The organism is Streptomyces sp. NPDC053069, assembly GCF_044546895.1.
Taxonomy (GTDB): domain Bacteria; phylum Actinomycetota; class Actinomycetes; order Streptomycetales; family Streptomycetaceae; genus Streptomyces.
Map to the genome: position 1 here is coordinate 89997 of NZ_JBITZN010000004.1, position 23605 is coordinate 113601.

29 protein-coding genes are annotated in these 23605 nt (G+C 72.0%); 16 read left to right on the forward strand and 13 right to left on the reverse strand.

Translation table 11 applies throughout. The features are described from left to right. Positions 1-31 precede the first annotated feature (31 nt). The gene (locus ACIGXP_RS10275; protein WP_399766350.1) at positions 32-1258 is read right to left on the reverse strand and encodes a hypothetical protein; all 1227 of its coding nucleotides are present in this window, start codon (positions 1256-1258) and stop codon (positions 32-34) included. Between the two features lie 251 nt (positions 1259-1509). Here ACIGXP_RS10275 and ACIGXP_RS10280 point away from each other — a divergent pair, with 251 nt between their 5' ends. Further along, entirely contained in the window at positions 1510-1938 is a 429-nt protein-coding gene (locus ACIGXP_RS10280; protein ID WP_399766353.1) for a VOC family protein, read from the forward strand. A gap of 14 nt (positions 1939-1952) precedes the next feature. Here ACIGXP_RS10280 and ACIGXP_RS10285 read toward each other — a convergent pair whose 3' ends face one another. Next, positions 1953-2192, reverse strand: a complete 240-nt coding sequence (locus ACIGXP_RS10285; protein ID WP_363215147.1) for a hypothetical protein — start codon at positions 2190-2192, stop codon at positions 1953-1955. A gap of 199 nt (positions 2193-2391) precedes the next feature. On the opposite strand from ACIGXP_RS10285, the gene ACIGXP_RS10290 reads away from it, so the two are divergent. The 3 genes from ACIGXP_RS10290 (at position 2392) to ACIGXP_RS10300 (ending at position 3853) form a co-directional block, all read left to right on the forward strand. Further along, positions 2392-3234, forward strand: coding sequence for a helix-turn-helix domain-containing protein (locus ACIGXP_RS10290; RefSeq protein ID WP_399766357.1), 843 nt, complete (start codon positions 2392-2394; stop codon positions 3232-3234). A 148-nt stretch (positions 3235-3382) separates the two neighbouring features. After that, positions 3383-3604 (forward strand): hypothetical protein, encoded by a 222-nt coding sequence (locus ACIGXP_RS10295; RefSeq protein WP_363215149.1) that lies wholly within the window; start codon positions 3383-3385, stop codon positions 3602-3604. A 48-nt stretch (positions 3605-3652) separates the two neighbouring features. Beyond that, on the forward strand, positions 3653-3853 hold the full coding sequence (locus ACIGXP_RS10300; RefSeq protein ID WP_399766361.1) for a hypothetical protein: 201 nt from the start codon (positions 3653-3655) through the stop codon (positions 3851-3853). Between the two features lie 42 nt (positions 3854-3895). On the opposite strand, the gene ACIGXP_RS10305 is transcribed toward ACIGXP_RS10300, so the two are convergent. Continuing rightward, positions 3896-4468: a dihydrofolate reductase family protein gene (locus ACIGXP_RS10305; protein ID WP_399766364.1), complete on the reverse strand. Its 573-nt coding sequence runs from the start codon at positions 4466-4468 to the stop codon at positions 3896-3898. A 138-nt stretch (positions 4469-4606) separates the two neighbouring features. Between ACIGXP_RS10305 and ACIGXP_RS10310 the strand changes: the two genes are divergently transcribed. The 6 genes from ACIGXP_RS10310 (at position 4607) to ACIGXP_RS10335 (ending at position 9008) form a co-directional block, all read left to right on the forward strand. Beyond that, positions 4607-5260: a TetR/AcrR family transcriptional regulator gene (locus tag ACIGXP_RS10310; protein ID WP_399766367.1), complete on the forward strand. Its 654-nt coding sequence runs from the start codon at positions 4607-4609 to the stop codon at positions 5258-5260. 158 nt (positions 5261-5418) lie between these two features. Continuing rightward, positions 5419-5757, forward strand: coding sequence for a MerR family transcriptional regulator (locus ACIGXP_RS10315; RefSeq protein ID WP_363215151.1), 339 nt, complete (start codon positions 5419-5421; stop codon positions 5755-5757). A gap of 230 nt (positions 5758-5987) precedes the next feature. Next, positions 5988-6191 carry a cold-shock protein gene (locus ACIGXP_RS10320; RefSeq protein WP_007383480.1) on the forward strand — a complete coding sequence of 68 codons (204 nt, stop codon included), beginning with the start codon at positions 5988-5990 and terminating at the stop codon, positions 6189-6191. Positions 6192-6433: 242 nt separating this feature from the next. Further along, positions 6434-8005 (forward strand): DEAD/DEAH box helicase, encoded by a 1572-nt coding sequence (locus tag ACIGXP_RS10325; protein WP_399766371.1) that lies wholly within the window; start codon positions 6434-6436, stop codon positions 8003-8005. A 99-nt stretch (positions 8006-8104) separates the two neighbouring features. Next, complete coding sequence (locus tag ACIGXP_RS10330) at positions 8105-8401, forward strand: SCO5918 family protein (RefSeq protein WP_399766374.1); 297 nt, start codon at positions 8105-8107, stop codon at positions 8399-8401. A 208-nt stretch (positions 8402-8609) separates the two neighbouring features. Next, entirely contained in the window at positions 8610-9008 is a 399-nt protein-coding gene (locus ACIGXP_RS10335; protein ID WP_399766377.1) for a hypothetical protein, read from the forward strand. Positions 9009-9216: 208 nt separating this feature from the next. Here the strand turns inward: ACIGXP_RS10335 and ACIGXP_RS10340 are convergent, their stop codons facing one another. Then, on the reverse strand, positions 9217-9438 hold the full coding sequence (locus ACIGXP_RS10340) for a hypothetical protein (RefSeq protein ID WP_363215155.1): 222 nt from the start codon (positions 9436-9438) through the stop codon (positions 9217-9219). 140 nt (positions 9439-9578) lie between these two features. Further along, the gene (locus tag ACIGXP_RS10345; RefSeq protein WP_363215156.1) at positions 9579-10394 is read right to left on the reverse strand and encodes a helix-turn-helix domain-containing protein; all 816 of its coding nucleotides are present in this window, start codon (positions 10392-10394) and stop codon (positions 9579-9581) included. Between the two features lie 301 nt (positions 10395-10695). Here ACIGXP_RS10345 and ACIGXP_RS10350 point away from each other — a divergent pair, with 301 nt between their 5' ends. The 3 genes from ACIGXP_RS10350 (at position 10696) to ACIGXP_RS10360 (ending at position 13686) form a co-directional block, all read left to right on the forward strand. Further along, a complete protein-coding gene (locus tag ACIGXP_RS10350; RefSeq protein ID WP_399766381.1) occupies positions 10696-11901 on the forward strand; it encodes a S8 family serine peptidase in 1206 nt (401 codons plus the stop codon). A gap of 183 nt (positions 11902-12084) precedes the next feature. Continuing rightward, a complete protein-coding gene (locus ACIGXP_RS10355; RefSeq protein ID WP_363215180.1) occupies positions 12085-12717 on the forward strand; it encodes an RNA polymerase sigma factor in 633 nt (210 codons plus the stop codon). A 105-nt stretch (positions 12718-12822) separates the two neighbouring features. Then, positions 12823-13686, forward strand: a complete 864-nt coding sequence (locus tag ACIGXP_RS10360; RefSeq protein WP_399766384.1) for a hypothetical protein — start codon at positions 12823-12825, stop codon at positions 13684-13686. Positions 13687-13864: 178 nt separating this feature from the next. Here ACIGXP_RS10360 and ACIGXP_RS10365 read toward each other — a convergent pair whose 3' ends face one another. The 3 genes from ACIGXP_RS10365 to ACIGXP_RS10375 all read right to left on the reverse strand — a co-directional run bounded on the left by ACIGXP_RS10365 (position 13865) and on the right by ACIGXP_RS10375 (position 16647). After that, positions 13865-15067, reverse strand: a complete 1203-nt coding sequence (locus ACIGXP_RS10365) for an NAD(P)/FAD-dependent oxidoreductase (RefSeq protein ID WP_399766386.1) — start codon at positions 15065-15067, stop codon at positions 13865-13867. 143 nt (positions 15068-15210) lie between these two features. Further along, on the reverse strand, positions 15211-16155 hold the full coding sequence (gene sigJ / locus ACIGXP_RS10370; RefSeq protein WP_363215160.1) for an RNA polymerase sigma factor SigJ: 945 nt from the start codon (positions 16153-16155) through the stop codon (positions 15211-15213). A 204-nt stretch (positions 16156-16359) separates the two neighbouring features. Next, on the reverse strand, positions 16360-16647 hold the full coding sequence (locus tag ACIGXP_RS10375) for a hypothetical protein (protein ID WP_399766390.1): 288 nt from the start codon (positions 16645-16647) through the stop codon (positions 16360-16362). A gap of 174 nt (positions 16648-16821) precedes the next feature. Between ACIGXP_RS10375 and ACIGXP_RS10380 the strand changes: the two genes are divergently transcribed. Then, complete coding sequence (locus ACIGXP_RS10380) at positions 16822-17919, forward strand: hypothetical protein (RefSeq protein WP_399767228.1); 1098 nt, start codon at positions 16822-16824, stop codon at positions 17917-17919. A gap of 11 nt (positions 17920-17930) precedes the next feature. Here the strand turns inward: ACIGXP_RS10380 and ACIGXP_RS10385 are convergent, their stop codons facing one another. From ACIGXP_RS10385 to ACIGXP_RS10395, 3 genes are all read right to left on the reverse strand, one after another. Next, entirely contained in the window at positions 17931-19178 is a 1248-nt protein-coding gene (locus ACIGXP_RS10385) for an MFS transporter (RefSeq protein WP_399766393.1), read from the reverse strand. 4 nt (positions 19179-19182) lie between these two features. Further along, positions 19183-19941: a GntR family transcriptional regulator gene (locus tag ACIGXP_RS10390; protein WP_399766396.1), complete on the reverse strand. Its 759-nt coding sequence runs from the start codon at positions 19939-19941 to the stop codon at positions 19183-19185. Positions 19942-20089: 148 nt separating this feature from the next. Further along, a complete protein-coding gene (locus ACIGXP_RS10395; RefSeq protein ID WP_399766399.1) occupies positions 20090-20863 on the reverse strand; it encodes a VOC family protein in 774 nt (257 codons plus the stop codon). A 147-nt stretch (positions 20864-21010) separates the two neighbouring features. On the opposite strand from ACIGXP_RS10395, the gene ACIGXP_RS10400 reads away from it, so the two are divergent. Together ACIGXP_RS10400 and ACIGXP_RS10405 are read left to right on the forward strand one after the other, a co-directional pair. Beyond that, the gene (locus ACIGXP_RS10400; protein WP_399766402.1) at positions 21011-22147 is read left to right on the forward strand and encodes a hypothetical protein; all 1137 of its coding nucleotides are present in this window, start codon (positions 21011-21013) and stop codon (positions 22145-22147) included. Positions 22148-22206: 59 nt separating this feature from the next. Next, complete coding sequence (locus tag ACIGXP_RS10405) at positions 22207-22623, forward strand: hypothetical protein (protein WP_399766404.1); 417 nt, start codon at positions 22207-22209, stop codon at positions 22621-22623. 22 nt (positions 22624-22645) lie between these two features. Here the strand turns inward: ACIGXP_RS10405 and ACIGXP_RS10410 are convergent, their stop codons facing one another. Both ACIGXP_RS10410 and ACIGXP_RS10415 read right to left on the reverse strand, forming a co-directional pair. Then, positions 22646-23287 (reverse strand): hypothetical protein, encoded by a 642-nt coding sequence (locus tag ACIGXP_RS10410; RefSeq protein WP_399766407.1) that lies wholly within the window; start codon positions 23285-23287, stop codon positions 22646-22648. Then, complete coding sequence (locus ACIGXP_RS10415; RefSeq protein ID WP_363215167.1) at positions 23284-23604, reverse strand: hypothetical protein; 321 nt, start codon at positions 23602-23604, stop codon at positions 23284-23286. Before ACIGXP_RS10415 ends, ACIGXP_RS10410 begins: the two co-directional genes overlap by 4 nt. Position 23605: the final 1 nt, after the last annotated feature.

Sequence of the window (23605 nt, forward strand, 5' to 3'; positions counted from 1 at the left end):
GGGCGGGGCACGGCGGGGCAGCCGAAGCCGGTCAGGGGCCGACGACGGACTTGATCGTGTACGGGTAGGTCTCCTGCTGCCAGATCACCGTGAACCGGGAACTCGGGCGGGCGTCGACCTGGGGCACCCGGCCGTCCGACGTGAGCGTCCTCGCGGTGCCGAACACCCCGGAGCGGCTGATCAGACGGGCGCTGGTCCTGGTGTAGCTGTACGGAGGCGTCGACTTGGGAAGGACCGTGTGGAAGACGAGCATGCCGTCCCCGTCGTCGTCGAGGGCCAGGTCGGGCCGGTCACCGGCACCGAGTGCGGTGACACTGCCGCGGGTGCCGCCCGCGGACAGCCGGCGGCCGAGCAACTCCAGCTTGCCGTTGTCGTAACGGGTCCACACGATCACCGAGTCGCCGTCGAGGTCCGTCGCGAGGGCGTGGTGGGAGCCCACGTTGTCGGTGGCGGCCGAGATGCGCAGAGGGGCGCCCAGTGTGCCGGTTCGGCTCCAGCGCGAGGCCCAGACCTGCGGACGGTCACCACCGCCGGAGCGGTAGCTGACGACCGCGTCGCCGTCCCGGTCGACGCCCACCCGCACCATGCCGAAACCGCCGTACGACGCGATGGACGAGGTGAGCACCTTCGTCGAGGAGACGGTTGTCGAGGTGATCCGCTTGGCCGCGACATCGGAGCCCCGCGCCCAGGCGACCACGAACCGGCCGTTGCGGTCGACGCCGATGGCCGGCTTCTCGGCCGAGCCCGAGCCGAGAGTGAGGGCTGCGCCGAGCGTTCCGTCGAGATACAGGCGGCGGGCCACCGCGTACCAGCTTCCGTTGCGGCTCTCCGTCCACGCCGCCAGCGCGGTACCGCCCGGCGTCACGGCGACCACCGGGGTGGTCGCGGGCGCCGACGTGGAGAGCTTCTGGAGCGGTCCGACGACGCTGCCGGAGGCCGAGACGCGCCGGCCCACGACCTGGCTGTCCTGTTGCCAGACCACCGCGGAGTCGCCGGTGTCGTCGGAGTCGGCCTCCGGCCAGGACGCCGCGGTGCCGTCCGGCGACAGGGTGCGGATCGCGCCCGTGGTGCCGTTCGCGAACTTCACCCTGGTCTGGACCCGCTGGTAGGAGTACGTCGTCGACTGGTCGCCGGCCGTCCAGGCCAGCAGGGCGTCGCCCTGGCGGTCGATCGAGACCTGGGGTGAGTCGGCGGCGAACCAGCCGGGCGCCGAGACGTTCCAGGCCGACGTCCATGCCGCCTCGGCGTTGACGGCCATGGTCGCGGTGATCGCGAGTCCGGCCGCCCCAGCGACAGAAGCGCCGGTGAGGACACGCCTTTTCAGCGCTCGCCGATGACGTGCCGGACGTGGTGTCATCCTGGATCCCCCCGTTCACATGGCCATGCCTCATGCACAGCTGTCACACAGACCGCTCGTCGTAACCAGCGCATGTGCATGATCAAACGTCACAGCATCCGGCAGGTCCCGACCGGGAGATGAGCAACAAAGGCCCCTGTTACGGTGCGCCTGTGTCATCGATCAAGCAGTTCCAAGTCACCTTCGACTGCGCCGAACCCGAGCGCGTCGCTCGCTTCTGGTGCGAGGTGTTGGGGTACGTCGTGGCGCCGCCGCCGAAGGGATTCGCCACGTGGGACGACTTCGACCGCTCCCGGCCTCCTGAGGACCAGGGTTCATGGTTCGCCTGCAGTGATCCCTCAGATGTCGGCCCGCGACTGTTCTTCCAGCGCGTTCCCGAAGGCAAGGTCGTCAAGAACCGGGTGCATCTCTGCGTGAGGGTCGGCACCGGGCTCGTGGGGGAAGACCGCCTCGCCACGCTCGAAGCCGAGTGCGCACGACTGGTCGCGCTCGGCGCGGTACGCGTGCGGCTGCTGTACGACGGCCACGACTCCTGCATCGTGATGCAGGACATCGAGGGCAACGAGTTCTGTCTCGACTGAGCATTCGATCCTGCTCACTGGGCCTCGCCCTCCGCCACGCCGGGCCGCTCATCCGGGTCGCCCGGGCGGGAGGGCTCGGGCGGTGTGAGCACGTAGCCGGCGATGAGGCCTCCCACGCCCAGAAGGCCGTGCAGGTAGACCTCCGTGGACTGCGCGGTGCCGTTGACTGCCATGATCAGAACGATCCCGGTCACGAGCACGGCAAGAAATGTCACGTAGTGGCGGCGGAGCGACATCCTGAGGTCGATCGGCATGCTTGCTCACCTTCCTCGTCCTGACCTCGGCTTGGGATATCGGCCATTCGACCAGGCACGACTCCACGCGGTCCAGGGATTCCGGCGGAGTCCGTTCTTCTCGGAAGCATCGGAGAATTTCAGCCTTCTTCGATGGGATTCGATGAAGTTCGGCGGATGCTCGGAAACAGTGGGACGATCGTGAATCGTCGGACCGGGCATGGCAGTTGGGGGAACCATGGACGCCCACCCGCGCGGCGCGCCGCCGCCCGTGCGGCGGTTCGCAGCGGAGCTGCGTCGGCTGCGCATCACTGCGGGCAACCTCCAGATAAAGACGATCGCCGCACGGGCGCAGTGCAGTCCGGCGACGGTCTCCGAGGCCCTCAACGGGCGTCGCCTGCCCGGCGAGATGGTCACCCGCCGCCTGGTCGCCGTGCTGGGCGGGGACTGGAGCCAGTGGCAGGCCCTGTGGCGTGAGGCCAGGACGGAACTGGACACGCTCAAGCGGGAGGGACCCGAGGGGCCGGTGGAGGCGACGCGGGCCGAGATGGTGCGCTATCCGGACCCGACCTCCTTCTACCGCGCCGCCGCCGACCGGATCCGCACGGCCCGCCGCGAGATCCGGCTCACCTACGTCCGGCTCCACCCGCCCGGTCACTGGGGAGCGGCGGAAGTGGCCGAGTACTTCAGTACGGTGCTGCAGTGGGCCAGGGGCCACTCCGGGGAGGGCGCCAGTGTCCGGCGCATCATCGGTGTTCCCGAGCGCGACGGTGCGCCGAGGACGGCCTACCTGCAGTGGCTGCGCGAACATCACGCGGAGACCACGGACATATACGCCTACGAGGCGCGCGTCATGCCCTGGACTGCCTCCTGTGCCTGGCACAACACCGGCCTCGTGGACGACTCCGTCACCTTTCTGTCCTTCTCCGGTGCCGGCCGTCAACAACTGACGGGGTTCAGCGTGGAGGGGCCGGCCTTCCTGGCGTACTTCGCGGACAGCTTCGACCAGGCGTGGGGCGCGCTGGAGCCGCTGGACGCGTATGTGGCGCGCCACTGCCGTTAACGCGGGCCTGCGCATCTCATCCCTGTGGCCGGTTTTCATCTCAGCAGTTCTCGAAAAGCCCAGGTCAGCGGCGTGAAGCGGTTACCCTCGTCTGGATCTGTGCCGACGGCCACAGCGAACGGGGGTACACATGGGCTCATACTGAGTCATGACAAAGCCTGCTGCGCCGAAGCGTCATCTGCCCACCAGCCCCTTCAAGGCCCCGGTCACACCCGCTCCCAAGCACTTCGCCATGGGCGACCAGGTCACACATGACGTGTACGGCCTCGGCCGGGTGATCGGCATCGAGGACGGAATCGCCGCCCTCGTGGATTTCGGCTCGGCGCGAATGCGGATCTTGAGCCCGTACGCCAAGATGACCAAGCTGTAGAACCGCTGTGCCCGGTCACGGCACACCAGGCCCCTTCAGGAGCCTGTCATGAAAGAGAGTCCTCTCATCGATCTGACGTCGCTGTTCTCCGCCCTGGAAGCGCAACCCCGCTGCTCCAAGGCAGCATCGCCGCCTCCGACGACCAATCCCTTCCAGGCCCCCGACTTCGGGGATGACGAGACCTGGCCGCCCGAGGACGCACAGGAGTCCGCGTCGGGCATACGCGCGACGCGGCCCAGGGCCGCTTGACCTGCCAGGCGGCCCACGAGCGTGCCGCGTGGCCCGACCGGGTCAGCGGATGACGTCGAAGACGTTCTTCTGCAGGCCGTTGGCGTAGACCTCGTGCTCGACCAGCTTCAGCTTCTGCGTGTCCTTGTCCGTGGCACTGAACAGACGCTTGCCGGCGCCGAGCAGGAGCGGGAAGACGAGCAGGTGGTACCGGTCGATCAGACCCGCGTCCGAGAGGCTCTGGTTCAGGGCCGCGCTGCCGTGGACGATGATCGGGCCGCCCTCGGTCTCCTTCAGCGCGGCGACCTCGTCGAGCGAGCGCAGGATCGTGGTCTCACCCCAGTTCGCCACCAGGTCGTTCTCGGTGAGAGTGGTGGAGACGACGTACTTGGGCATCACCTTGTAACCGGCGAAGTCCTCCATGCCGGGCCACACCGGGCTGAACGCCTGGTAGCTGACACGGCCCAGCAGCATGGCCGTGGCTTCCTTCTGTTCCCGTCCCTTGATGTCGAAGGCCTCGGGGAGGAACGGGACGTCCTTGAAGGTCCATCCGGAGTTCCGGTAGCCGGGCTCGCCGCCGGGGGCCTCCACGACGCCGTCGAGCGAGACGAAAGCAGTGCTGATCAGGGTACGCATCTGGGATTCCTCGGTATCTCGCGCCTGGTCACAAGGCTTGTGTACGATGTCCACATTCGGAGGTCGCGACAGTGCGCACCCCGGACCGAACGTGCAGGAGCCTAGACGGCTTAAGTGGATGCTGTCCACATTGAGGGGATGGTGGCCATGACGGCGGCCGGAAGCGGCAAACCGAAGCGGGACACCTACCGCCACGGCGACTTGCGCAACGCGCTCGTCAAGGCCGGCCTCGAACTCGCCCGTGAGGGTGGTCCGGAAGCCGTCGTGCTGCGTGCGGCCACCCGGCAGGCCGGGGTCGTCCCCAATGCCGCCTACCGGCACTTCGCCGACCGAGGCGCGCTCCTGCACGCGGTGTCCCAGGCGGCCATGGCCGAAGTCGCCCGCACCATGGAGGCCGAGCAGGCCGCCCTGCCGCCGGCCGAGGACGCGGTGGCCGCCGCCCGTGACCGCTTCCGCGCCGTCGGCACCGGCTACCTGCGCTTCGCCCGCGAAGAGCCCGGCCTGTTCCGCGCCGCCTTCCATGTGCCGGGCGACATGACCCACGCGACCGACGACACCGCGGCGGGGCCCGGCGGGAAGACACCGTTCGAAATCCTCGGTGCTGCCCTCGATGGCCTGGTGGAGGCCGGTCTGCTGCCCGAGGACCGCCGCCCCGGCGCCGAGTTCCTCGCCTGGTCCGCCGTCCACGGCCTCGCCATGCTGCTCATCGACGGCCCCCTTCGCGGCCTCGACCCCACCCAGGCCCGCGCCGCGGGCCGGCACGTCATCGACATGATCGAACGGGGTGTCTAGCCGGCGGGTACGGCGGGGGAAAGTCTGTCACGGCGAAGACACATGTCCGTGCCTGCCGGAGTTAAGGTTGACGCACGACGCAGATGGTGATGATTCCTTCCGGGCACGGGTGCCGCGCACGCCCGGCTCCCTCGCCGCGTCCCCGAAACGAAGGTGCCATGCCCGCTGAGAACGCCCCTGTCGCCGGCAACCTCGACGACGACGACTACCCCGCCTACACCATGGGGCGTGCCGCCGACGTTCTCGGCACCACACCCGCCTTCCTCCGGGCCGTCGGCGAAGCCGAGCTGATCACTCCGCTGCGTTCGGAAGGCGGCCACCGCCGGTACTCGCGCCGCCAGTTGCGCATCGCCGCCCGTGCCCGTGAGCTCGTCGACCAGGGCACCCCCATCGAGGCCGCCTGCCGCATCGTCTCGCTTGAGGACCAGCTCGACGACGCCCTCCGCCTGAACCGGGACATGCGCCGGAAGCTGGACGGGCAAGGCACGGATACCTAGTCCCGCGGATACAGAAATCCAGGCCGCAGCGAAATCGAATGCACGGTCACTGCGGAAAACACTTGGAAGGTTCCGGTCGACCTGTGTTAGCGTGATAGGCAGTTGCAGTTTTGGTTGCCAGAGACTTGTTTCTTTGCAGAGCTTTCCGGTTCTTCCGGAGGGGTGATCATCGCGGCGACTCGGCTCCGCAAAGTGCGGGGTCCGGCACTGCCCCCCAAGGGAGATTCAATATGGCATCTGGCACCGTGAAGTGGTTCAACGCGGAAAAGGGCTTCGGCTTCATCGAGCAGGACGGTGGCGGCGCTGACGTGTTCGCCCACTACTCGAACATCGCCACCTCCGGCTTCCGCGAGCTTCAGGAAGGCCAGAAGGTTACCTTCGACGTCACGCAGGGCCAGAAGGGCCCGCAGGCCGAGAACATCGTTCCTGCCTGACACTGACGCGAATCGTCGCGAGCCAGTGGTTCGCGCATCGTGAGGCTGGGGCCCGCGCTCTTGGGGTGCGGGCCCCAGCTCATTGCTTTCCCGGTCGACGCTGCCCGGGCCGACGCCTGCCCGGACCGCCGCTTTCCCAAATCGGTCCGGCTTTTCACATTTATTCGGCTCATTCTTGTGAATCCTGCTCCGGCGCACTGCTGACGGAATTCCTCGATACGCCGCATCGAGGAGGTTCCTGTATGAACCGCACCCATGGAACTGGCGGCAGTTCCACTCGCCGCAGCCGCTCCCGTACGCAGGAGAAGGGCCGGCAGAGCAATCGTCCGGTCACCGGGCGAAGGAGCGGCCAGGGAGCACGCTCCGCCACGCACCGACAGGAGTTCGCTCTGCCGGTCACGCTCACCGAGCCGCTGCCGGCCGTCTCGACGTTCGCCGAGCTGGCCATGCCCGCGCGTCTGCTGGCCACGCTCGGCGCCGAGGGCGTGACCGCGCCGTTCCCGATCCAGGCGGCCACGCTGCCGAACGCGCTGGCCGGCCGGGACGTCCTGGGCCGGGGCCGTACCGGCTCGGGCAAGACGCTCGCCTTCGGTCTGCCGGTGCTCGCCCGTCTGGACGGGCAGCGGGCCCAGCCCCGGCAGCCGCTCGCCCTCGTCCTCGTCCCCACCCGGGAACTGGCCCAGCAGGTCACCGACGCGCTCACCCCCTACGCCCGCGCCCTGCGACTGCGGCTCGCCACCGTGGTGGGCGGCATGTCGATCGGCCGGCAGGCGAGCGCGCTGCGCGGCGGTGCCGAGGTCGTCGTCGCGACGCCCGGCCGCCTCAAGGACCTCATCGAACGGCGCGACTGCCGACTGGACCAGGTCGCCGTCACCGTTCTGGACGAAGCCGACCAGATGGCCGACATGGGCTTCATGCCGCAGGTGACCGCGCTGCTCGACCTCGTGCCCGCGAGCGGTCAGCGGTTGTTGTTCTCGGCCACCCTGGACCGCAACATCGACCTGCTGGTGCGCCGTTACCTGCATGATCCCGTGGTGCACTCGGTCGACCCGTCCGCGGGGGCCGTCAGCACCATGGAGCACCATCTGCTGCACGTGGACGACGCCGGCAAACACACCGCCGCGACCGAGATCGCCGCCCGCGACGGTCGGGTGATCATGTTCCTCGACACCAAGCACGCGGTCGACCGGCTGACCAAGCACCTGCTGTCCGTCGGTGTGCATGCCTCGGCCCTGCACGGCGGCAAGTCCCAGTCACAGCGCAACCGGACCCTTGCCCAGTTCAAGGACGGCCATGTCACGGCCCTGGTGGCCACCAACGTCGCCGCCCGCGGGATCCACGTCGAGGGGCTCGACCTCGTCGTGAACGTCGACCCTCCCGGCGACCACAAGGACTACCTGCACCGCGGCGGCCGTACCGCCCGCGCCGGCGAGTCCGGCACCGTCGTCACCCTCGTGCTGCCGCACCAGCGGCGCGCGATGGACCGTCTGATGGCCGACGCCGACATCACTCCGCGTACCGTGCGGATCCGCCCGGGGGAGGCCGAACTGCACCGCATCACCGGCGCCCGTACGCCCTCCGGCGTGCCGGTCACCCTCAGCGCGCCGGTCGCCGAACCAGCCGCACGAGCCGACCGAGCCGAACGAAGCAAGCGCACGGGAGCCACCTCCCGTGGTCGCAGGGGACGGACCGCCGCCCGTGGCGGGAGTGGCCGGGCCGCCGACCGTGGCGGGAGTGGCCGGGCCGCCGACCGTGGCGGCAGTGGACGGTCCGCCGGCCGGACCCGTCACGCCGCCCCGAAGAGCAACACCTAGGCCAGGCACCGGGACTCCTCCGGCCTCCTCGCCCCCCTGCTGACCGCCGTCGCCCTGTCGGTCCCTCCGGAGTTCCTCCCCAACCCTGTGGAGTCATCCATGCGCTGTGTCATCGCCCGTTTCCCCTTCGACCTGACCAAGAGTGAGGTCGAGCAGTCGATGAGTGGCATCACACCCGAGCCGGTCACGGGCCTGGCCGTGACGATCGGCCGTCACGTCTACCCCGTGATGCAGGTCGGCGAAGTGATCACCAAGCAGAGCCGTCGCGACTTCACATCGGGTGAGATGCGCCGGGCACTGACCCGGCTCGGCTTCACCTGCCACGACGCACCCCCGGCCCCGTCGGCCCCGTCGGCCCCGCACACACGAGCCGATGAGGGCCTGCTGGGCTGGTGACACCCGGCTCACCGCCTCGACCAGCGGCTCGGGGAGGCCCAGCAGGCGCAGTGCTTCGGGCAGGGTGGCGGCCACGGTGACCGCGTCCACCGCGGCCTGCGCGGCCTCCCGGTACCGTGTCCGGGCGTCGGCGTGGTCGCCGCCAGCTCGATGGCCAGCGGCAGGTTGTCGAGTGCGGTGCAGACACGCCGTACGGTCCCCGGGTCGGGTGCGAACGCCCGGCGCGCGGCGCGGGCAGCAGCAGCCGGCCGGACAGCGCGGCGACCAGGCGGTCCAACGGGCCCTGCGCACCGGCCGCCAGGTGCAGCCCGCTCTCCCGCAGGCCCAGGGCGCCCAGGAGGGCTTGCGGCAGAACGGCGGTGTCCCGCAGTGCGGCCAGTTCCACGAAGCACACCTCGTCGCCGGCCGTCGCCGCCACCTCCGCGGACAGCCGCGTCTTGCCGACGCCTCCCGGACCGGTCAGGGTCACCAGCCGGCCGGTGCCGAGGAGTTGCCCGACCTCGGCACCGGCAGCGAGGACCGGTTCGGCGGACCCGCGACCGGTGACGAGCGGAGGATGCGCGTGGGCATGCTGGGCGCCCAGCGCGCCGCCCTCGGGCTGAAGTGATCCGGGCTCGGAGCCGAGTTGGCTTGGGCGGTCCGTGTCCCCGTCCTCGCTCTCCAAGGGTCCCGGAGCCGTGCAAGGGCCCCGGACCGGTCGCGGTCCGGGGCCCTTGGCATCCACTTCTCACATGAGTACAGGCCACTGATGGCCGAACGGGCGGCGGGCCTGCGGCCCGGGCGCCGAGACCCCACTCGGTGAGCTGGGTGACCGGCTACCCGCAATCGGTGAACTGGGCGCCTGGATTGCCCTCGCCGTTCAGCAAGTTGCCTCCCAGGCCGTTGAGGATGCCCACCTCACCCAGGACGTCGATGCACCCGCCGCGATGCATGACCGCGCCTTGGGCAGTGGCGGCGGTCGTGGTGGTGCCGGTGGCTATGAAGCTCACGCTAGCGATGACCGCGGCCGCCGCAGCGGCCTTGGAGAGCTTGCGCATTCGTCCTCCTGGGGTCGAGTGGAGCGCGCCAACACAAAGATCCACTTAGCGCTCATTTCGGAGGCTAATGCGACATTCACCGCAGCGCTCATCGGCGGCGCCATCCGGGGGCCCCGGCGTCGGCCGGCCGGGAACCCGTGTCACGCGTTCGGCATCCCCTTCGGCGCGGCGTCCTTCCACACGGTGTGGAAGGCCAGCCGCAGACAGCCCGCCAGGGCGGGGTGCTCGATGAAGAGCGTGGTGGTGGTGCCCGCGCCGGCCACCGGGTCGGGCATGTCGCACAGGACGAGGGAGGCGTCGGCGATGACGAGCTTCAGCGGCAGTTCGGAGGCGAAACGGGCCTCCTCGCCCGCCGCGGCGAAGCGCCGTACGTGCTCCACCGTCTCGGGGTCCTCCAGGGCGGCGTCCAGGTAGATCGCGCGGACGGTACCGCCGGCGCGGTGCAGCCGGCGGACCACCTCCATGCCCTCCGTGTTCTCGGCGGGAGCGACGAACGGCGGCTTGCAGAAGGTGAGAAGTTCGTGCCGCGCCTGCCGCTGGATGTCGGCGAAGCGTTCGGAGATCGCCTTGGGGTCGCGCAGGATCTCGATGTAGTCCAGCGGGTCGGTGTGTTCGCGGCCCTGGAACCAGAGGGGCTGCAGGAGGCCGGCCAAGCCCTGCGAGACCCGCTCCAGCCGGTCGACCGACTCCCGTTGCACCGCCATCAGGCGGGCGAGGGCCAGCTCGGGGGTGACGGCGGAGTACGTGGCCACTCGCCCGGGGTGGGTGGTGGCCAGCTGTCGTCGTACGAGTGCGTCCAGTACGTCGTAGACGCGCTGGCGCGGCACGTCGGCCTCCCGGGCCACCTCGGCGGCCGTGTAAGAACCACGCCTGATGAGCGTCAGGTAGACCCGTGCCTCGTACCGGGCGAGACCCAGCGACATCAGGTCGTTGATGGTTCCGTCTTCAAGCTCCATGGCTGCACAAGGTACCTGTGCCCACGGGGAGTTGAGAGCAAGGTTTTACCAACTGGCACTGTTCTCTTCGGCAAACTGTCCATAGCCTCATGTGTAGCCACCACTGACCGGGGTGGCAGCACCAGCAGTTTGCCCGGAAGTCGGCTCCCGTCGGCCACCCCCAACCGCCAAGTGCTTGTCATGTGCGTGACATACGAGTGCTTCCGGCCGCCGTCACGGAGCCGCCCATCCCCCCACGGAGGGCAGTTCATTGCATTCCCACCGCAGAAGGAACCCGATACGCCGCAGCGCGCCCGCGCTGGTGTCCGCAGCAGTCCTGATCACCGGCGGCCTGGCCGTCGCCACCCAGTCGGCAGCCTTCGCGACGCCGACCACCGCAGCTCCCGCGGCCTCCGCCTCCACGGTGCACACCCGCCCGCTCTGTTCGGAGCCGAGCAAGCCCGGCTCCATGGCGTGCCAGGCGGTCGTGCGCACCGACCTGAAGGTGCAGAAGTCCCTCGGCCGCCACGACACCCCCAAGGGCTTCGGGCCGGCCGACCTGCAGGCCGCGTACAACCTGCCGAAGGACGGCGGCAAGGGCGCCACCGTCGCGATCGTCGACGCGAACGACGACCCGAACGCCGAGAAGGACCTGGCGGCCTACCGGTCCCAGTACGGCCTTCCGGAGTGCAGCACGAGCAACGGCTGCTTCAAGAAGATCGATCAGGAGGGCGGCACCAACTACCCCGCGCCGGACCAGGGTTGGGCCGGCGAGATCTCCCTCGACGTCGACATGGTCAGCGCCGCCTGCCCCCAGTGCCACATCCTGCTCGTCGAGGCCAGGTCCGCCGGCATGGACGACCTCGGCGCGGCCGTGAACCAGGCCGTCAAGCAGGGCGCCAAGTACGTCTCCAACAGCTATGGCGGCAACGAGGAGGCGGCCGACACCTCCGCGGACGACAAGTACTTCAAGCACCCCGGCGTCGCCATCACCGTCAGCTCCGGCGACAGCGGCTACGGCACCGAGTACCCGGCCGCCTCCCAGTACGTCACCGCCGTCGGAGGCACCTCGCTCAAGAAGGACAGCAGCACCCGCGGCTGGTCCGAGTCCGTCTGGGGCACGTCCGCCGGCGGTGAGGGGGCGGGCTCGGGCTGCTCGCAGTTCGACACCAAGCCGTCCTGGCAGAAGGACACCGGCTGCACCAAGCGCAGCGTCGCCGACGTCGCGGCCGTCGCCGACCCGGCCACCGGCCTCGCCGTCTACGACACCTACCAGGCCGGCGGCTGGAACGTGTACGGCGGCACCAGCGCCTCCGCGCCGTTCGTCGCCGGCGTCTACGCCCTCGCGGGCAACCCGGGCGCCGGTGACACTCCGGCCTCCTACCCGTACGCCCACCCGGACAAGCTGAACGACGTCACCGACGGCGCCAACGGGTCGTGCAGCGACTACCAGTGCAAGGCAGGCAAGGGCTACGACGGCCCGACGGGCCTGGGCACCCCCAACGGCACCGCGGCCTTCACCAAGTAGAGCGAAGGCTCCCGCTCCGCCCGCTTCGCCCCGCCGGTCGTCAGGCGGGGCGAAGTGCTGTCCGCTCGTGGACGTTGTGACATTTCTGCGAGCCCGGACGCTGGTCACCATGGGGCCGTCGACACGACCGGAGCACGGCGGACGGCAAGGAATCGCTGCGGACCGGTGCGAACGAGGACAGTCTTGGGCCAGGTACGGCAACCCCGGCGCGTACAGGCGTACGACGGGGAACTGGGCGCGGCGGTCGCGCGGGCCCAGGACGGTGACGAGACCGCTTTCGCGGTCGCCTACCGGATGGTGCAGCCGGGCCTGCTCGGTTACCTGCACGGCATCGTCGGCGACGACGCGGAGGACGTGGCGTCCGAGGCCTGGCTGGAGATAGCCCGCGACCTCGGACGCTTCAAGGGCGACGGCGCCGGCTTCCGGGGCTGGACCGCGACCATCGCCCGGCACCGTGCCCTGGACCACCTGCGCCGCAAACGGGTACGGCCCCGGGCGGGAGGCACGGAACAGGACGTACTCCACCTGCCCGCCGCGTCCAGCACCTATGAACAGGCCCTGGAGAGCCTCTCCACCGAGCGGGCCCTCGAACTGGTCCGCGCGCTGCCCCGGGACCAGGCCGAGGCCGTGCTCCTGCGGGTCGTCGTCGGCCTGGACGGGCCCGCCACCGCGCGCGTTCTCGGCAAGCGCCCGGGAGCGGTGCGCACGGCCGCCCACCGAGGCCTCAAACGCCTCGCCCGTCAACTGGGCGCCGGCGGCGAGGCGGAGACGGGTGTGACGGATGGGGCCTGCCGCACGCTGGGGAAGTCGACATGAACTACGACGCCGAAATGAACCACGACGTCGACAGTGTGCGTACGAAAGGGCATCAGGCCCCTACGCAGAACGAATCGAAACTGTCGGACAGGAACGGAAACGCACATGGGTGAACGGCTGAGCGCCGACGGAGTGCCGGGCCGTCGACGTGTGCACCCTGGGGGCGCCGTGTCCGGCGTGTGGGACGGGCCGGAGTCCCCGCTGGAAACGTTGCTGGCCACCGTCATCCGCGCGGACCACCTCGACCCCGAGGCCGAGCGGCGGGCCCTGGCCGCCTTCCGGGCCGCCGCCCACGGCGCGGGCGCCCGCCGGGCGCGTACCCGGCGCCGGGACGACTGGCGGCTGCCCGAGGCACGGCGCGCCCGGCGCCCGGTGCGGATGACGTTCGGCGTGGTCTTCGCCAGCCTCACCCTGGGCGGTGTCGCGGTCGCGGCCATCGGTTCCGCCGGCTCGTCCACGGACGGCACCGGTACCGGCCGGGGGCCCGCACACCCGTCGGCGGTCACCCCGGCCCGGCCGGGCGGTGCCGCCTCGTCCGCGCCCTCCGTCGGCCACGGACCGACGGACCGCCCTTCGTCCGCCAAGGACACCGAGGCCCACTGCCGCGCCTACGAACAGGTCGACAAGCGCGGCAAGGCCCTCGACGCGCGGGCGTGGCAGCGGCTCGTCGCAGCCGCCGGCGGGGAGAACAGGGTTGCCGCCTACTGCTCCGAGCAGCTGACACGTGCATCGGCCGGGCCGGCGGGCAGGGGCAAGCCCGGCAAGGATGCCGCAGACACCGGCCACAGCACGGCGGGGAACACCGGCACCTCCGGCAACGGGACTTCCGGCAACGGGACTTCCGGCAAGGGCGCGCCCCGTACCGGCACGTCCGGTGACAACGGGACCGGCAACGGCGGGACAAGCGGCGGAACCGGCCAGGCGGGCGGCGGGAAGGGCACCGGCAAGGGCGGCGGGAAGCACTCGTAGCCCAACGGACTCCTACGTCCTCGTACGTCCTTCGCGGCGACCGGGTCCACGGGTGCGCCAGGCCGCCGGCGCCCTGTCCCCAGCCCTCCCGCTCGACACCGATCTGCCGAGGCTCGCGCACGGAACCGGCGTCGAGGGGCCGGGCGGACGGGGTCCGGGCATCAGTCGGATGCGCCGGTCACACGGAAGGCGTCGGGGTCTTGGCCGGAGCGGCGGGCTGGACCGGACGGTGGGTCACGCGGCGCCGGGCCGGGATCCCCAGCACCGGGTGGGCCACGCCCCAGGCCGCGCCCTTGCAGACCAGTTCCTTGTAGCGGGCGGCGAGGCGTCCCGTCAGGGCCGCCCGGACGGCGCGGTCGTCGGCGGTGACGTACTGGATCAGACCGTCCCTGCGACCCAGCGAGATGCACTGGTTGAAGTAGCGCAGCGGCACCTTCGGGAGCTTTCGGCCGGTCAGCCGGGCCGCGATGGCGTCGGCGGCCTGCCATGCGGTGGGGACGCCCGAGGCGCACGACATCCGCAGCGGCTTGTCGCCGGGGCCCTGCACCAGGGCCGCGTCGCCGATGGCGTACACGTCCCGGTGCGAGACCGAGCGCATGGTCCGGTCGACCACGATCCGGCCCGTGCCGCCGACCTCCAGGGTGGTGGCCCGCGCGATCGGATGGACGGCGAACCCTGTGGTCCACACGGTGACCGCGGCGGGGATCGTCCCGCCTTCGGCGGTGGTGACGCGGTCGCTCCCGACGGCGGTGACGGCGGTGTGTTCGTGCACGGTGATGCCGAGCCTGCCGAAGACCTTCCGCAGGTGCCGGCGACCCTTGGGCGAGAGCCAGTCGCCGAGGCCGGCGCGGGCGGCGAGGGCGACGTCGAGGTCGGGGCGGGCCTCGGCGATCTCGGTCGCCGCCTCAAGACCGGTGAGACCGCCGCCGACCACGACCACGGGCGCGCCGGCGTCCAGGCCGGCCAGCCGCTCGCGCAGCCGGAGTGCGCCGACGCGACCGGCGATCTCGTGGGCGTGCTCGGCGACGCCGGGGACGCCCTGGTCGTCCCAGCCGCTGCCGAGGGCGTACACGAGGGTGTCGTACGCCAACTCCTCAGCCGGGCCGGAGCCGTTGACGGTCACCGTCCTGCGGTCGACGTCGACGCCGGTGACCCGCGCCGTCCTCAGTTCGACGCCGGTGCCCGCGAACATCTCGCTGAAGGGCCGGGGCCTGAGATCCTGGCCGGCCGCGAGCTGGTGCAGCCGGACGCGCTCGACGAAGTCCGGCTCGGCGTTGACGAGCGTGATGGCGACGTCCTCGCGGTGCAGCCGCTTGGCGAGGCGCCCGGCGGCGATGGCTCCGGAGTATCCGGCTCCGAGGACGACGATGCGGTGCTGCATGTCCCTGCTCCTGTCTTCAGCGGATGCGCTCCAGGGGATGCGCTTCAGCGGATTCGCCCCTTGAACCGGGCGGGCCGCCGTTTACTGACAGGAACGGGATGTGAAGCAGCTCACATCGCACACCGGAGGTGGCCGGAAGGCGGTCAGAAGAATCGGAGCAGGGGGTCTCCGTGGTCGGTGGCCGCCCACTGCCGGGTCGCGCGTTCGAGCTTGTCGGGGTTGGCCTGGTTGCGGAACGCGGCGATGCCCTCCGGGGTGATCTCCAGGCACATGACGCCGATGACCCGGCCGTCGAGGACCGCCACGAGTGCGGGGCCGCCGTTGGCGGTCGTGGCGTGGACCTCGGGCGAGCCGCCGACCAGGGCTTGCTTGGCCCTGCTGGGTTTGAACAGGCCCCGCATGAACTTCGCGACCGCGAGGGCGCCTTCGAACGCCTTGGTGCGGGCCGGGACCTTCCCGCCGCCGTCGCCGATCGAGACGGCGTCCTGGGTGAGCAGCCGTACCAGCGGCTCGGTCCGGCCGCTGGTGGCGGCCGCGAGGAACTCGTCGATGACCCGCCGGGCGGCGGCCTCGTCGATCTCGGTACGGGCCCTGCCGTCCGCCACGTGCTTCTTGGCGCGGTGGAAGATCTGCTGGCTGGCGGCCTCGGTGAGGCCGAGGATCCCGGCGATCTCCCGGTGCGGGTAGCCGAAGGCCTCCCGGAGGACGTACACGGCCCGCTCGACCGGGGACAGCCGCTCCAGTACGGCCATGACCGCGTACGACACCGACTCGCGCTGTTCGGCGGTGTCGGCCGGGCCGAGCATCGGGTCACCGGCGAGCAGCGGCTCGGGGAGCCATTGGCCCACGTACGTCTCGCGCCGGGCGCGGGCCGAGGTGAGCTGGTTGAGGCACAGGTTGGTGAGCACCTTCGTCAGCCAGGCCTCGGGGACCTCGATGCGCTCGGTGTCGGCCGCCTGCCAGCGCAGGAACGTGTCCTGCACGGCGTCCTCGGCCTCGCTCGCCGAGCCGAGCAGGCGGTAGGCGATCGCCTCCAGGCGGGGCCTGGAGGCCTCGAACCGGTCCACGTCGTTCACCGTCAGGGCCATGGCGAGGATCCTAGGCCCTGTCGCGTACGACGGGCCCGCCCCCGTCAGCGGACGCCGCGGGCGCCGGTGCGGGCGGGTGCCCGGCAGGGCCGGGCGGCACGGCGGGTGAGCAACGCGCCGTACTCGAGGCCAAGCGCACCACGGGAAAGATCGTCCTCGCGCCGTGAGGCGGGGCGTGGCCGATCCGCACTCGGCCCGGCCGGACTACGGAAGGTCGGCGGCGGGCCGTTCGGCCGCTCCCGCCTGCTGAAGCAGCAGGCGGGCCAGGTCCCGCGCCTCGTCCGGGGTGAGCGCCGCCCAGACTCCCGGCTCGCCGCCCTGGTCCTCGCCCACGTCCAGCGTGATCCGGCCGACGGGACGCTCCGGCTGCCCGAGCCACAGGCACCGCACGTCGATCCTGCGTCCGCACCTGGTCACGAGGGGGCTGTCGCTCCGGTCGTGTCCCGCCGTGCCCGCCGTACGCACCGTGCCCGCCGTATGCGCCATCGCCATCGGTCTCACGCTCCTCCACCGGTCGGCTCCGCCCACTGGGCATCAGTAACAGCGCGCCGTACGCCCGAATTGTTCCGGCCGCCCGTGAGCGCGGGGCCGGGCCGTGTGATGATGCGGGCCGTGAGCCGCCCCGGGGAGGGGCCGGGCGGCCCGGATGAGGGGCGGGAGTTCGTCGTGGGCAAGGGCGGGGCGTCCATACCGGACGAGGAGTGGGAGCGCTTCCTGCGGGAGGCCGAGGCCGGGACCGGGGACGCGCCCAAGGAGCCGTCCGCGCGGGCGCGGATGGTGGCCCGGCGGCTGCGGGAGGAACCGGACCGGCCGGTCGCGTGGCGGAGCCATGAACCTGCCCGGCGGCGCGGCGGCAAGGGCCGGTACGTGGTCGGTCTGCTGGTCGCGGCCGGTCTGCTGGTCGTGGCGCTGAACCCGGGGCGGCTGACCGGATGGTTCGGCGGCGGGGGCGGCGGCGCGGGTGCGCCGCTCGCCGTGGAGTCCAGGCGCCCGGACCAGCCGCCCCCGAGCCAGGCGGCGGACCAACGGCCCACCCGGGCCGAGCCGTTCAGGGGATCTCCGGCGGCGCGCTGGGGTGACGGGACGGCGGGGATCGGCATGCCCGCGGCACGGGCGACCGGCTGGATGAGCAAGGCACAGGTCGCGCAGGCGCTGAACCGGAGCCGGGACTTCCTCGCCGCGTCCGGTCTGGATGCCGGTGTGCTGGGCGGGAAGCGGCCGGGGAAGGCGATCGCGCTGATCAATCCCCGTCAGCAGGACGTCCGGGACTACCTGGCGACCGCGTTCCGCGCACCCAGCCGCAAGAACGACCCGCTGCTGCTGTTCAGCCGGTTCGACACGACGAAGGTCCGGCTCGTCGGGGACGTCGTCAAGACCCGGGGACGGATCACGTACCGGAAGGGCAGGCGCGGCGCGGTCGAGGTGACGGCCGACGTCACGTTCGTCTATCCGGTCGTGCGCGCCGCGGCGGGAGGCGACGACGACGTCGAACGCACCATCGTGCGCCGGGAGATCGTCATGAGCTGGGACGACCCGGCCGAGGTGATCACCGAGCCGGGTACGTTCTCGCTCCTGTCCTACAAGGTGGACACCACCAACGGCGGCTGCGGCACCTACACCGGCTACCTCACCCCCGAGTTCGGTGCCGGCAGCGCGAGCCCGGGCACCGGCCCGGCCATCGACCCGTACGACCGGAGCGGGCCGATCGACGCCGGCGAGCGGGGCGGCGGCGACACGGCGTGCGGGACGGCCAGCCGGTCGTAGGCGGCGTACGGCTACCCGGCCGTGAGCCGTACCGGGCGCGTGGTGCGCAAGGTGCGCAGTGGGGACAGGAAGGCCGGCAGGAAGCTCAGCGTCATGCCGGCCGCGCCGAGCCACAAGGTGGCCGCCGCTCCGAACGCCGAGCCCGAGACCCCGCCCAGGACTCCGCCGAGCGGCAGGCCGCCCCAGGACACGAACCGGGCCGTCGCGCTCATCCTGCCCAGCAGCCGGTCCGGGGTGAGGGCCTGCTGGACGCTCGACTGGGCCACGACCCGAACCACCCCGCCCAGCGAGAGGGCCGCGAGCCCGGCCGCCGCCGCGCACACGCTCCACCCCGGTCGCGCGGCCGGCATCACGGCGGTCAGCGGGCAGGTGACGAGCGGCGCGAGCCAGATCACGGGGCCCTGCCCGAGCCGCTGCGCCAGGCGGGTCGCCAGCAAGGCGCCCAGCAGGGCACCGCAGCCCATGCCCGACAGAACCAGGCCGACGGCGGACGGCCCGAGGCCCAACCCCCGTTCCAGGAAGACAAGCAGCATGGTCTGGTACATCACGAGGAAGACGTTGAAGAGCGCGTCGCCGAGCACGGTCGCGCGCAGGACGGGCTGCCCGAGCACGAACCTCAGCCCTTCCGTGATCTCCCGGCGCAATCGGGACCGCTCACGCCTCCCGCTCGCCCCCGGCTTCGGCTCCCGCTCGCGGATACGGCTCGCGAGGAACGCCGAAGCGGCCATCCCGGCCGCACTCGCCACGAGCGTCGCCGGCGCCCCGGCCCAGCCGGCCAGCGGACCCGCCACGGCCGGCCCGCCGACACTGGTGACCGAACGGACCGCCGACAGCCTCGCGTTCGCCTCGACGAGCCGTCCGCGCCCCACCAGGTGCGGCAGACAGCTGACGTACGCGACGTCGAAGAACACGGTCAGCACCCCATGGACGAGTGCGACGGCGTAGAGCACGCGGATCGACAGCAGACCGGTCCACCAGGCCGTCGGTACGGTCATGAGCACCAGTGCCCGCGCGAGGTCGGCGGCGACCAGCACCGACCGCTTGCGCATCCGGTCCACCCAGGCCCCGGCCGGCAGCCCCACCAGCAGCGAACCCGCCGTGGTCAGCGCGGTCAGCACTCCGACCTGGAACGGGTCGGCGTGCAGCGCGGCGATGGCGGCCAGCGGCAGCGCCAGGAAGAGGATGCGATCGCCCAGCTGACCGAGCGCGGTGGCGGCGAACAGCAGCCCGAAGTCCGGGTCACGCGGGCGCAGGCGCATCGGCTCACGACCTCACGTCGACGGCGAACTCGTAGACGACCTCGCGGCGTACGTCCGGAATGACGATGTCGGCGGTCTCCACCGGACGTCCGTCGGTGTCGTAGATGGTCCGTTCGATGCGCAGCACCAGGTCCCCGACGCCGATCCCGAGCAGATTCGCCTCCGTCCGGCCGGCACGGGCCGGGCGCGGCACCTCGACGACGGTCTCGACGACCACGCCGATGGCGCGCATGCGCTCCACGACCCCCTGGCCCGCGAGCGGCCCCCTCTCGGGCAGGACGACCGGTGTCCCCTCCGTGACGGCCATCGGCTCCCAGGAGTCGGAGAGCTGGACGGGCTGCCCGTCGGCGAGGAACTCGTACTGTGTGTTGACGCACGGGTCCCCGGGTTCGATGGCGAGCCGCTCGGCGATGGCCTCGGGGGCGGGGACGCGGACCAGGCTGTGCGCGTCCCAGGCGGCGGCCCGGCCCCGCTCCCGACGGCCGGCGAGGGCGAGGGAGCCCCGGTGCTCACGGTGCCACGAGCGGACCATCCGCAGGCGCTCGCGCGGGGTACGGACGTACGTGCCGGAGCCCGCGCGTCCCTCCAGCAGATCCTCGATGATCAGCCGGTCCACGGCCCGCTGCACGACGTTGCGCCCGACGCCGTACTCCTCGGCGAGGCGCGCCCGGGACGGCAGCCGCCCGCCGATCGCCCACTCGCCCGCGAGCACCCGGGCGCGCAGCGCGTCGGCCACGGCGAGATACGGCGCCTTGCGGGGCATGTGCGACTCTCCGGTGGGTGAGGTGATCCGGACGAGTCCGCAAGCTACTTCACCGGCGGAAAGCTACTGGAGCAGCACTGCGCTCGGTCAGCCCGCGGCCCGCCGCGCCGCCGCCACACCCGCCACGAGCACCGGCCCGTCGGGGAGTTCACGCCTGGCGCGGGTCCGGCCTGAGGACGGCGAACACCGCCTGGGCGGGGTCGGCCAGCCAGGCGATGCGGCCGACGCCGGGGACGTTCGCGGCCGGCATCAGCACCGTGCCGCCGTTGTCGCGCACCGCGGCGACGGTCGCGTCCGCGTCGGCCACGGCGAAGTACGGCACCCAGCGCGCGTCCTCCCGGCCGTCCTGCAGCGGGGCCACGCCGCCGAAGGAACCCTCCTGCTGGTCGCCCTCGCCGATGCTGAGCACCTGGTACGTCATGCCCGGCGCCTGCATCTGCTGGGCGCGCCAGCCGAACAGCCCGCGGTAGAAGCCGATGGCCGCCTCCGGGTCGCCGACGTGCAGCTCCACCCACACCAGCGTGTCGTCCTCCGACGCCCGCTGCAGGCCCTGCGCGGACTGCAGTACGGCGAACTGCGCGCCCTGCGGGTCGGTGAACTGGGCGAAGGCGGCGTCTCCCATGCTCACGGGCTCGGCGCGCACCGTACCGCCGGCGTCGGTCACGGCCCGGGCGACGGCCTGGGCGTCGTCGGTACGGAAGTACGTCATCCAGGCGGAGCTCGCCCCCTCCTCGGTCAGCGGGCCGAGGGCGGCCACCGTGCCGCCGTTCTTCCGGAAGAAGCCGTAGCCGCCCGCTTCCGGGCCGGCGGAGGTGAACTCCCAGCCGAAGACGGCACCGTAGAAGGCCGCGGCCGTCCGCGGGTCGGGGCTGCCCAGGTCGATCCAGATGGGCGAGCCGGTGCGGAACTCTGTGCCGAGCATGCGTGTCCTCCTGCCGGTCCGGTGTGCAGCCGCCCCCGGAGAAACCCACGAATCTGCGCAGGAGAGCCACACGGGCTGCACACAGCCTTTCGAAAGGCTCGTTAGCGTGGCTGCTCGCCGCTCCCCCTGGACTCAGGAAGACCACAAATGGACTACTGCTCCTCGTGCCGCCGGCACCTCAACGGTGCCCTGGTCTGTCCCGGGTGCGGTGCGTACGCCCCGGACATAGCCCCGCCCGGCACCGAGGGCCTCGGCACGAACACCGGCCGGCAGGAGCCATCGGCACCGCTCGCCGGCCACGACTGGTTCGCCGCCGAGTCAGCCCCCACGGCGCGGCCCACCGAAACCACGGACACACGACCCACCGCCGCCACGGACGCGCCACTCCCCTGCGCCGCTTTCGCACCAGGTACCGACGCCCCGTCCGCCCCGGCCGACGCCACCGGCGTCCCGTTCGCGCGGCCCGCCGAGGCCGCCTTCGCGCCGTCCGCCGAGGCCACGGATGCGCCACGCGCCGACGTGCCGTTCGCCCCGGCCCCGCTCGCCCCGGTGACCGACGCCCCCGACGCCCCGCCCGCCGACGCCCCCGACGCCCCGCCCGCCGACGTCACGGACGCGCCGCCCGCCCCGCGGGGACGCGCCGCGCGGCGCCGGCAGCGGGCCCGCTGGAGGAAGAGCCGGCGCCGGGCCGTGGTGGCGACCGCCGTCGCGCTGGTCGGCGGCGGCCTGACGCTCGCCTCGCTGGACCGCGGCTCCGGCGACCGGGCCCAGGCGGCCACCGCACCGGACCACCGCAGCATGGGCCTCACCGACGACCCGTCGGCCGCGCCCAGCCACCCGGCGTCCACGCCCGCGCCGCCCGCGACCACCAGGCACCACCGGCTCACGCCCGCCACCCCGGCGGCACGCACGGCCGCCGTCGGCGTCCCCCGGCAGCAGACCCTCGCGCCCGCCTCCCGCACGGCACAGTCCGCCGGCCACCCGCACACCGCGGCGGCGGCCCCGCACCCGGCCGCACCGGCGGCACCGGCCGCCCCGCAGCCGCGGACCACCGCACCGTCCTCCTCCGGCACGGGCACCGGCAGCGGCACCGGGACGGGCACGGGCACGGGCGGCTCCGGTACGGCGACACAGCCGTCGTCCTCCACCGACAGCAGCAGCGGCAGCGGCAGCGGCAGCGGCAGCGGCAGCGGCACCTCGACGTCCACCGCCGCGCCGCCGCAGACGTCCCCGACCTCGACCTCGTCCGACCGGCTCTGCCTGGTCCTGGTCTGCCTCGGCTGACCTGCCGGGCAGCGTCGTCGGCTGCGCTACGCTGCCCGCAACCGGGGGAAGAGAGACACATGTTCGACACGATGTTCCGCACACGTCTGGGCGCGGCCGGGCTGACGGCGCTCCTGCTGGCCGCGCTCACCGCCTGCGGCGGCACGTCGGACGACGCCCCCGACCCCGTCCACGGCCTCAAGGACACGGTCCGCCACACGGCCCGCACGACCACCCGGGCCACCCGTCCGCACCTGGTCAAACACTGCACGACCGGCACCCACCGCACCTGCCGCAAGGTCCAGGACGGCACCGAGACCTACCGCAAGGAGCTGCGCCCGGAGCGCTGGTGCGTCCGCCTGGACGCCGTCGACGGCGACCGCAAGCGCAACGACGTCTGGTACCGCGTCGACCGCGCCGACTACGACAGGATCATGGCCGCCGACGACCACACCAGCGTGCAGTTCGTGCCCCTGTCCCCGGACAACGGCTGCTGACGGTACGGCAGTCCGAGCATGCTCAGCACTGGCTGACGGGCGCCACGCTCACCGCGTCGCGCCGCCAGTCGAGGTGCCGGACCGTCGCGGCGCCGTTCGCTTCCTTCCGGGCCTTCACCTTGACCGTCACACCGGACCCGTCGGCGGCGAGCAGCTCGCCGCACACCGATTCCCCCCGTGTGTGGACCATGACCGTCGACGCCGGGTCGTCAGGCCCCGGGGCCACCCAGGTGACCATGATCCCGGCCGCGGTCGCCAGGACGCCGAGGAGGGTCGCCCAGCAGGCACGGCGGATCAGCCGCGCGATGCGGTCCCTCTCCTCCCGTTCCCAGTCGAGCAGCTTCCCGGCATCCGCGTACTTCAGCTCGAAACCCGGTTTCCCGTGGACGGCCCGCACCGCGAGGAAGGTGGCCAGGAGCAGCGACAGCAGCCCGGCCGCCACCAGCGGCAGAACCGTCAGCCGGTATCCGGAGGGCAGTTCGGCGACGTTCTCACGGCCCTTGAGGACCAGCACCGCGGCCAGCAGGCCGGTGGCGGCGGTGAGGAAGTTCCGCCATCCCTCGGCCTGTCCGCGCGCGATCTCCAGCTGGGTCTCCGTCATCGCCTGGAGCCGCTGATGGGCGCGCCGCAGCTGCTGGGGGGCGTATCTCCTGGGGGTGGTCACGAAGTCCCGCCCGCAGGGCGGACAGCCGTCCAGGCCGCGCCGCAGCCGCCGGTCTCCTTGTCGTCTCCCCGATGGGGGTACTCGCAGGCGCACTGCATATAGACCCGCGCGGGAACCTCGTCGGCCGAGGCGCCGCCGGCGGGCAGGCCCTTCGCCACGGCCCCCGGGATCACATGCGGGACCGGCTGCTCCATCTCCCCGGCGCACTCCGGGCAGTCGCCGGAGATGCTGAGCGACTCACCGGCCAGGTTCCAGGAGAACCCGCTCTCCTGGTCCGGCAGATTCTTGACCTCGTAGTCCTTGGGCACGTGCGGCACG

Bases quoted from the DNA above. Each gene is read 5' to 3' on its own strand.
- ACIGXP_RS10275 (WP_399766350.1), bottom strand. From the start codon at position 1,258: ATGGCCGTCAACGCCGAGGCGGCATGGACGTCGGCCTGGAACGTCTCG.
- ACIGXP_RS10285 (WP_363215147.1), bottom strand. From the start codon at position 2,192: ATGCCGATCGACCTCAGGATGTCGCTCCGCCGCCACTACGTGACATTT.
- ACIGXP_RS10290 (WP_399766357.1), top strand. From the start codon at position 2,392: ATGGCAGTTGGGGGAACCATGGACGCCCACCCGCGCGGCGCGCCGCCG.
- ACIGXP_RS10295 (WP_363215149.1), top strand. From the start codon at position 3,383: ATGACAAAGCCTGCTGCGCCGAAGCGTCATCTGCCCACCAGCCCCTTC.
- ACIGXP_RS10300 (WP_399766361.1), top strand. From the start codon at position 3,653: ATGAAAGAGAGTCCTCTCATCGATCTGACGTCGCTGTTCTCCGCCCTG.
- ACIGXP_RS10305 (WP_399766364.1), bottom strand. From the start codon at position 4,468: ATGCGTACCCTGATCAGCACTGCTTTCGTCTCGCTCGACGGCGTCGTG.
- ACIGXP_RS10310 (WP_399766367.1), top strand. From the start codon at position 4,607: ATGGTGGCCATGACGGCGGCCGGAAGCGGCAAACCGAAGCGGGACACC.
- ACIGXP_RS10315 (WP_363215151.1), top strand. From the start codon at position 5,419: ATGCCCGCTGAGAACGCCCCTGTCGCCGGCAACCTCGACGACGACGAC.
- ACIGXP_RS10320 (WP_007383480.1), top strand. From the start codon at position 5,988: ATGGCATCTGGCACCGTGAAGTGGTTCAACGCGGAAAAGGGCTTCGGC.
- ACIGXP_RS10325 (WP_399766371.1), top strand. From the start codon at position 6,434: ATGAACCGCACCCATGGAACTGGCGGCAGTTCCACTCGCCGCAGCCGC.
- ACIGXP_RS10330 (WP_399766374.1), top strand. From the start codon at position 8,105: ATGCGCTGTGTCATCGCCCGTTTCCCCTTCGACCTGACCAAGAGTGAG.
- ACIGXP_RS10340 (WP_363215155.1), bottom strand. From the start codon at position 9,438: ATGCGCAAGCTCTCCAAGGCCGCTGCGGCGGCCGCGGTCATCGCTAGC.
- ACIGXP_RS10345 (WP_363215156.1), bottom strand. From the start codon at position 10,394: ATGGAGCTTGAAGACGGAACCATCAACGACCTGATGTCGCTGGGTCTC.
- ACIGXP_RS10360 (WP_399766384.1), top strand. From the start codon at position 12,823: ATGGGTGAACGGCTGAGCGCCGACGGAGTGCCGGGCCGTCGACGTGTG.
- ACIGXP_RS10365 (WP_399766386.1), bottom strand. From the start codon at position 15,067: ATGCAGCACCGCATCGTCGTCCTCGGAGCCGGATACTCCGGAGCCATC.
- sigJ (WP_363215160.1), bottom strand. From the start codon at position 16,155: ATGGCCCTGACGGTGAACGACGTGGACCGGTTCGAGGCCTCCAGGCCC.
- ACIGXP_RS10375 (WP_399766390.1), bottom strand. From the start codon at position 16,647: ATGGCGATGGCGCATACGGCGGGCACGGTGCGTACGGCGGGCACGGCG.
- ACIGXP_RS10385 (WP_399766393.1), bottom strand. From the start codon at position 19,178: ATGCGCCTGCGCCCGCGTGACCCGGACTTCGGGCTGCTGTTCGCCGCC.
- ACIGXP_RS10390 (WP_399766396.1), bottom strand. From the start codon at position 19,941: ATGCCCCGCAAGGCGCCGTATCTCGCCGTGGCCGACGCGCTGCGCGCC.
- ACIGXP_RS10395 (WP_399766399.1), bottom strand. From the start codon at position 20,863: ATGCTCGGCACAGAGTTCCGCACCGGCTCGCCCATCTGGATCGACCTG.
- ACIGXP_RS10400 (WP_399766402.1), top strand. From the start codon at position 21,011: ATGGACTACTGCTCCTCGTGCCGCCGGCACCTCAACGGTGCCCTGGTC.
- ACIGXP_RS10405 (WP_399766404.1), top strand. From the start codon at position 22,207: ATGTTCGACACGATGTTCCGCACACGTCTGGGCGCGGCCGGGCTGACG.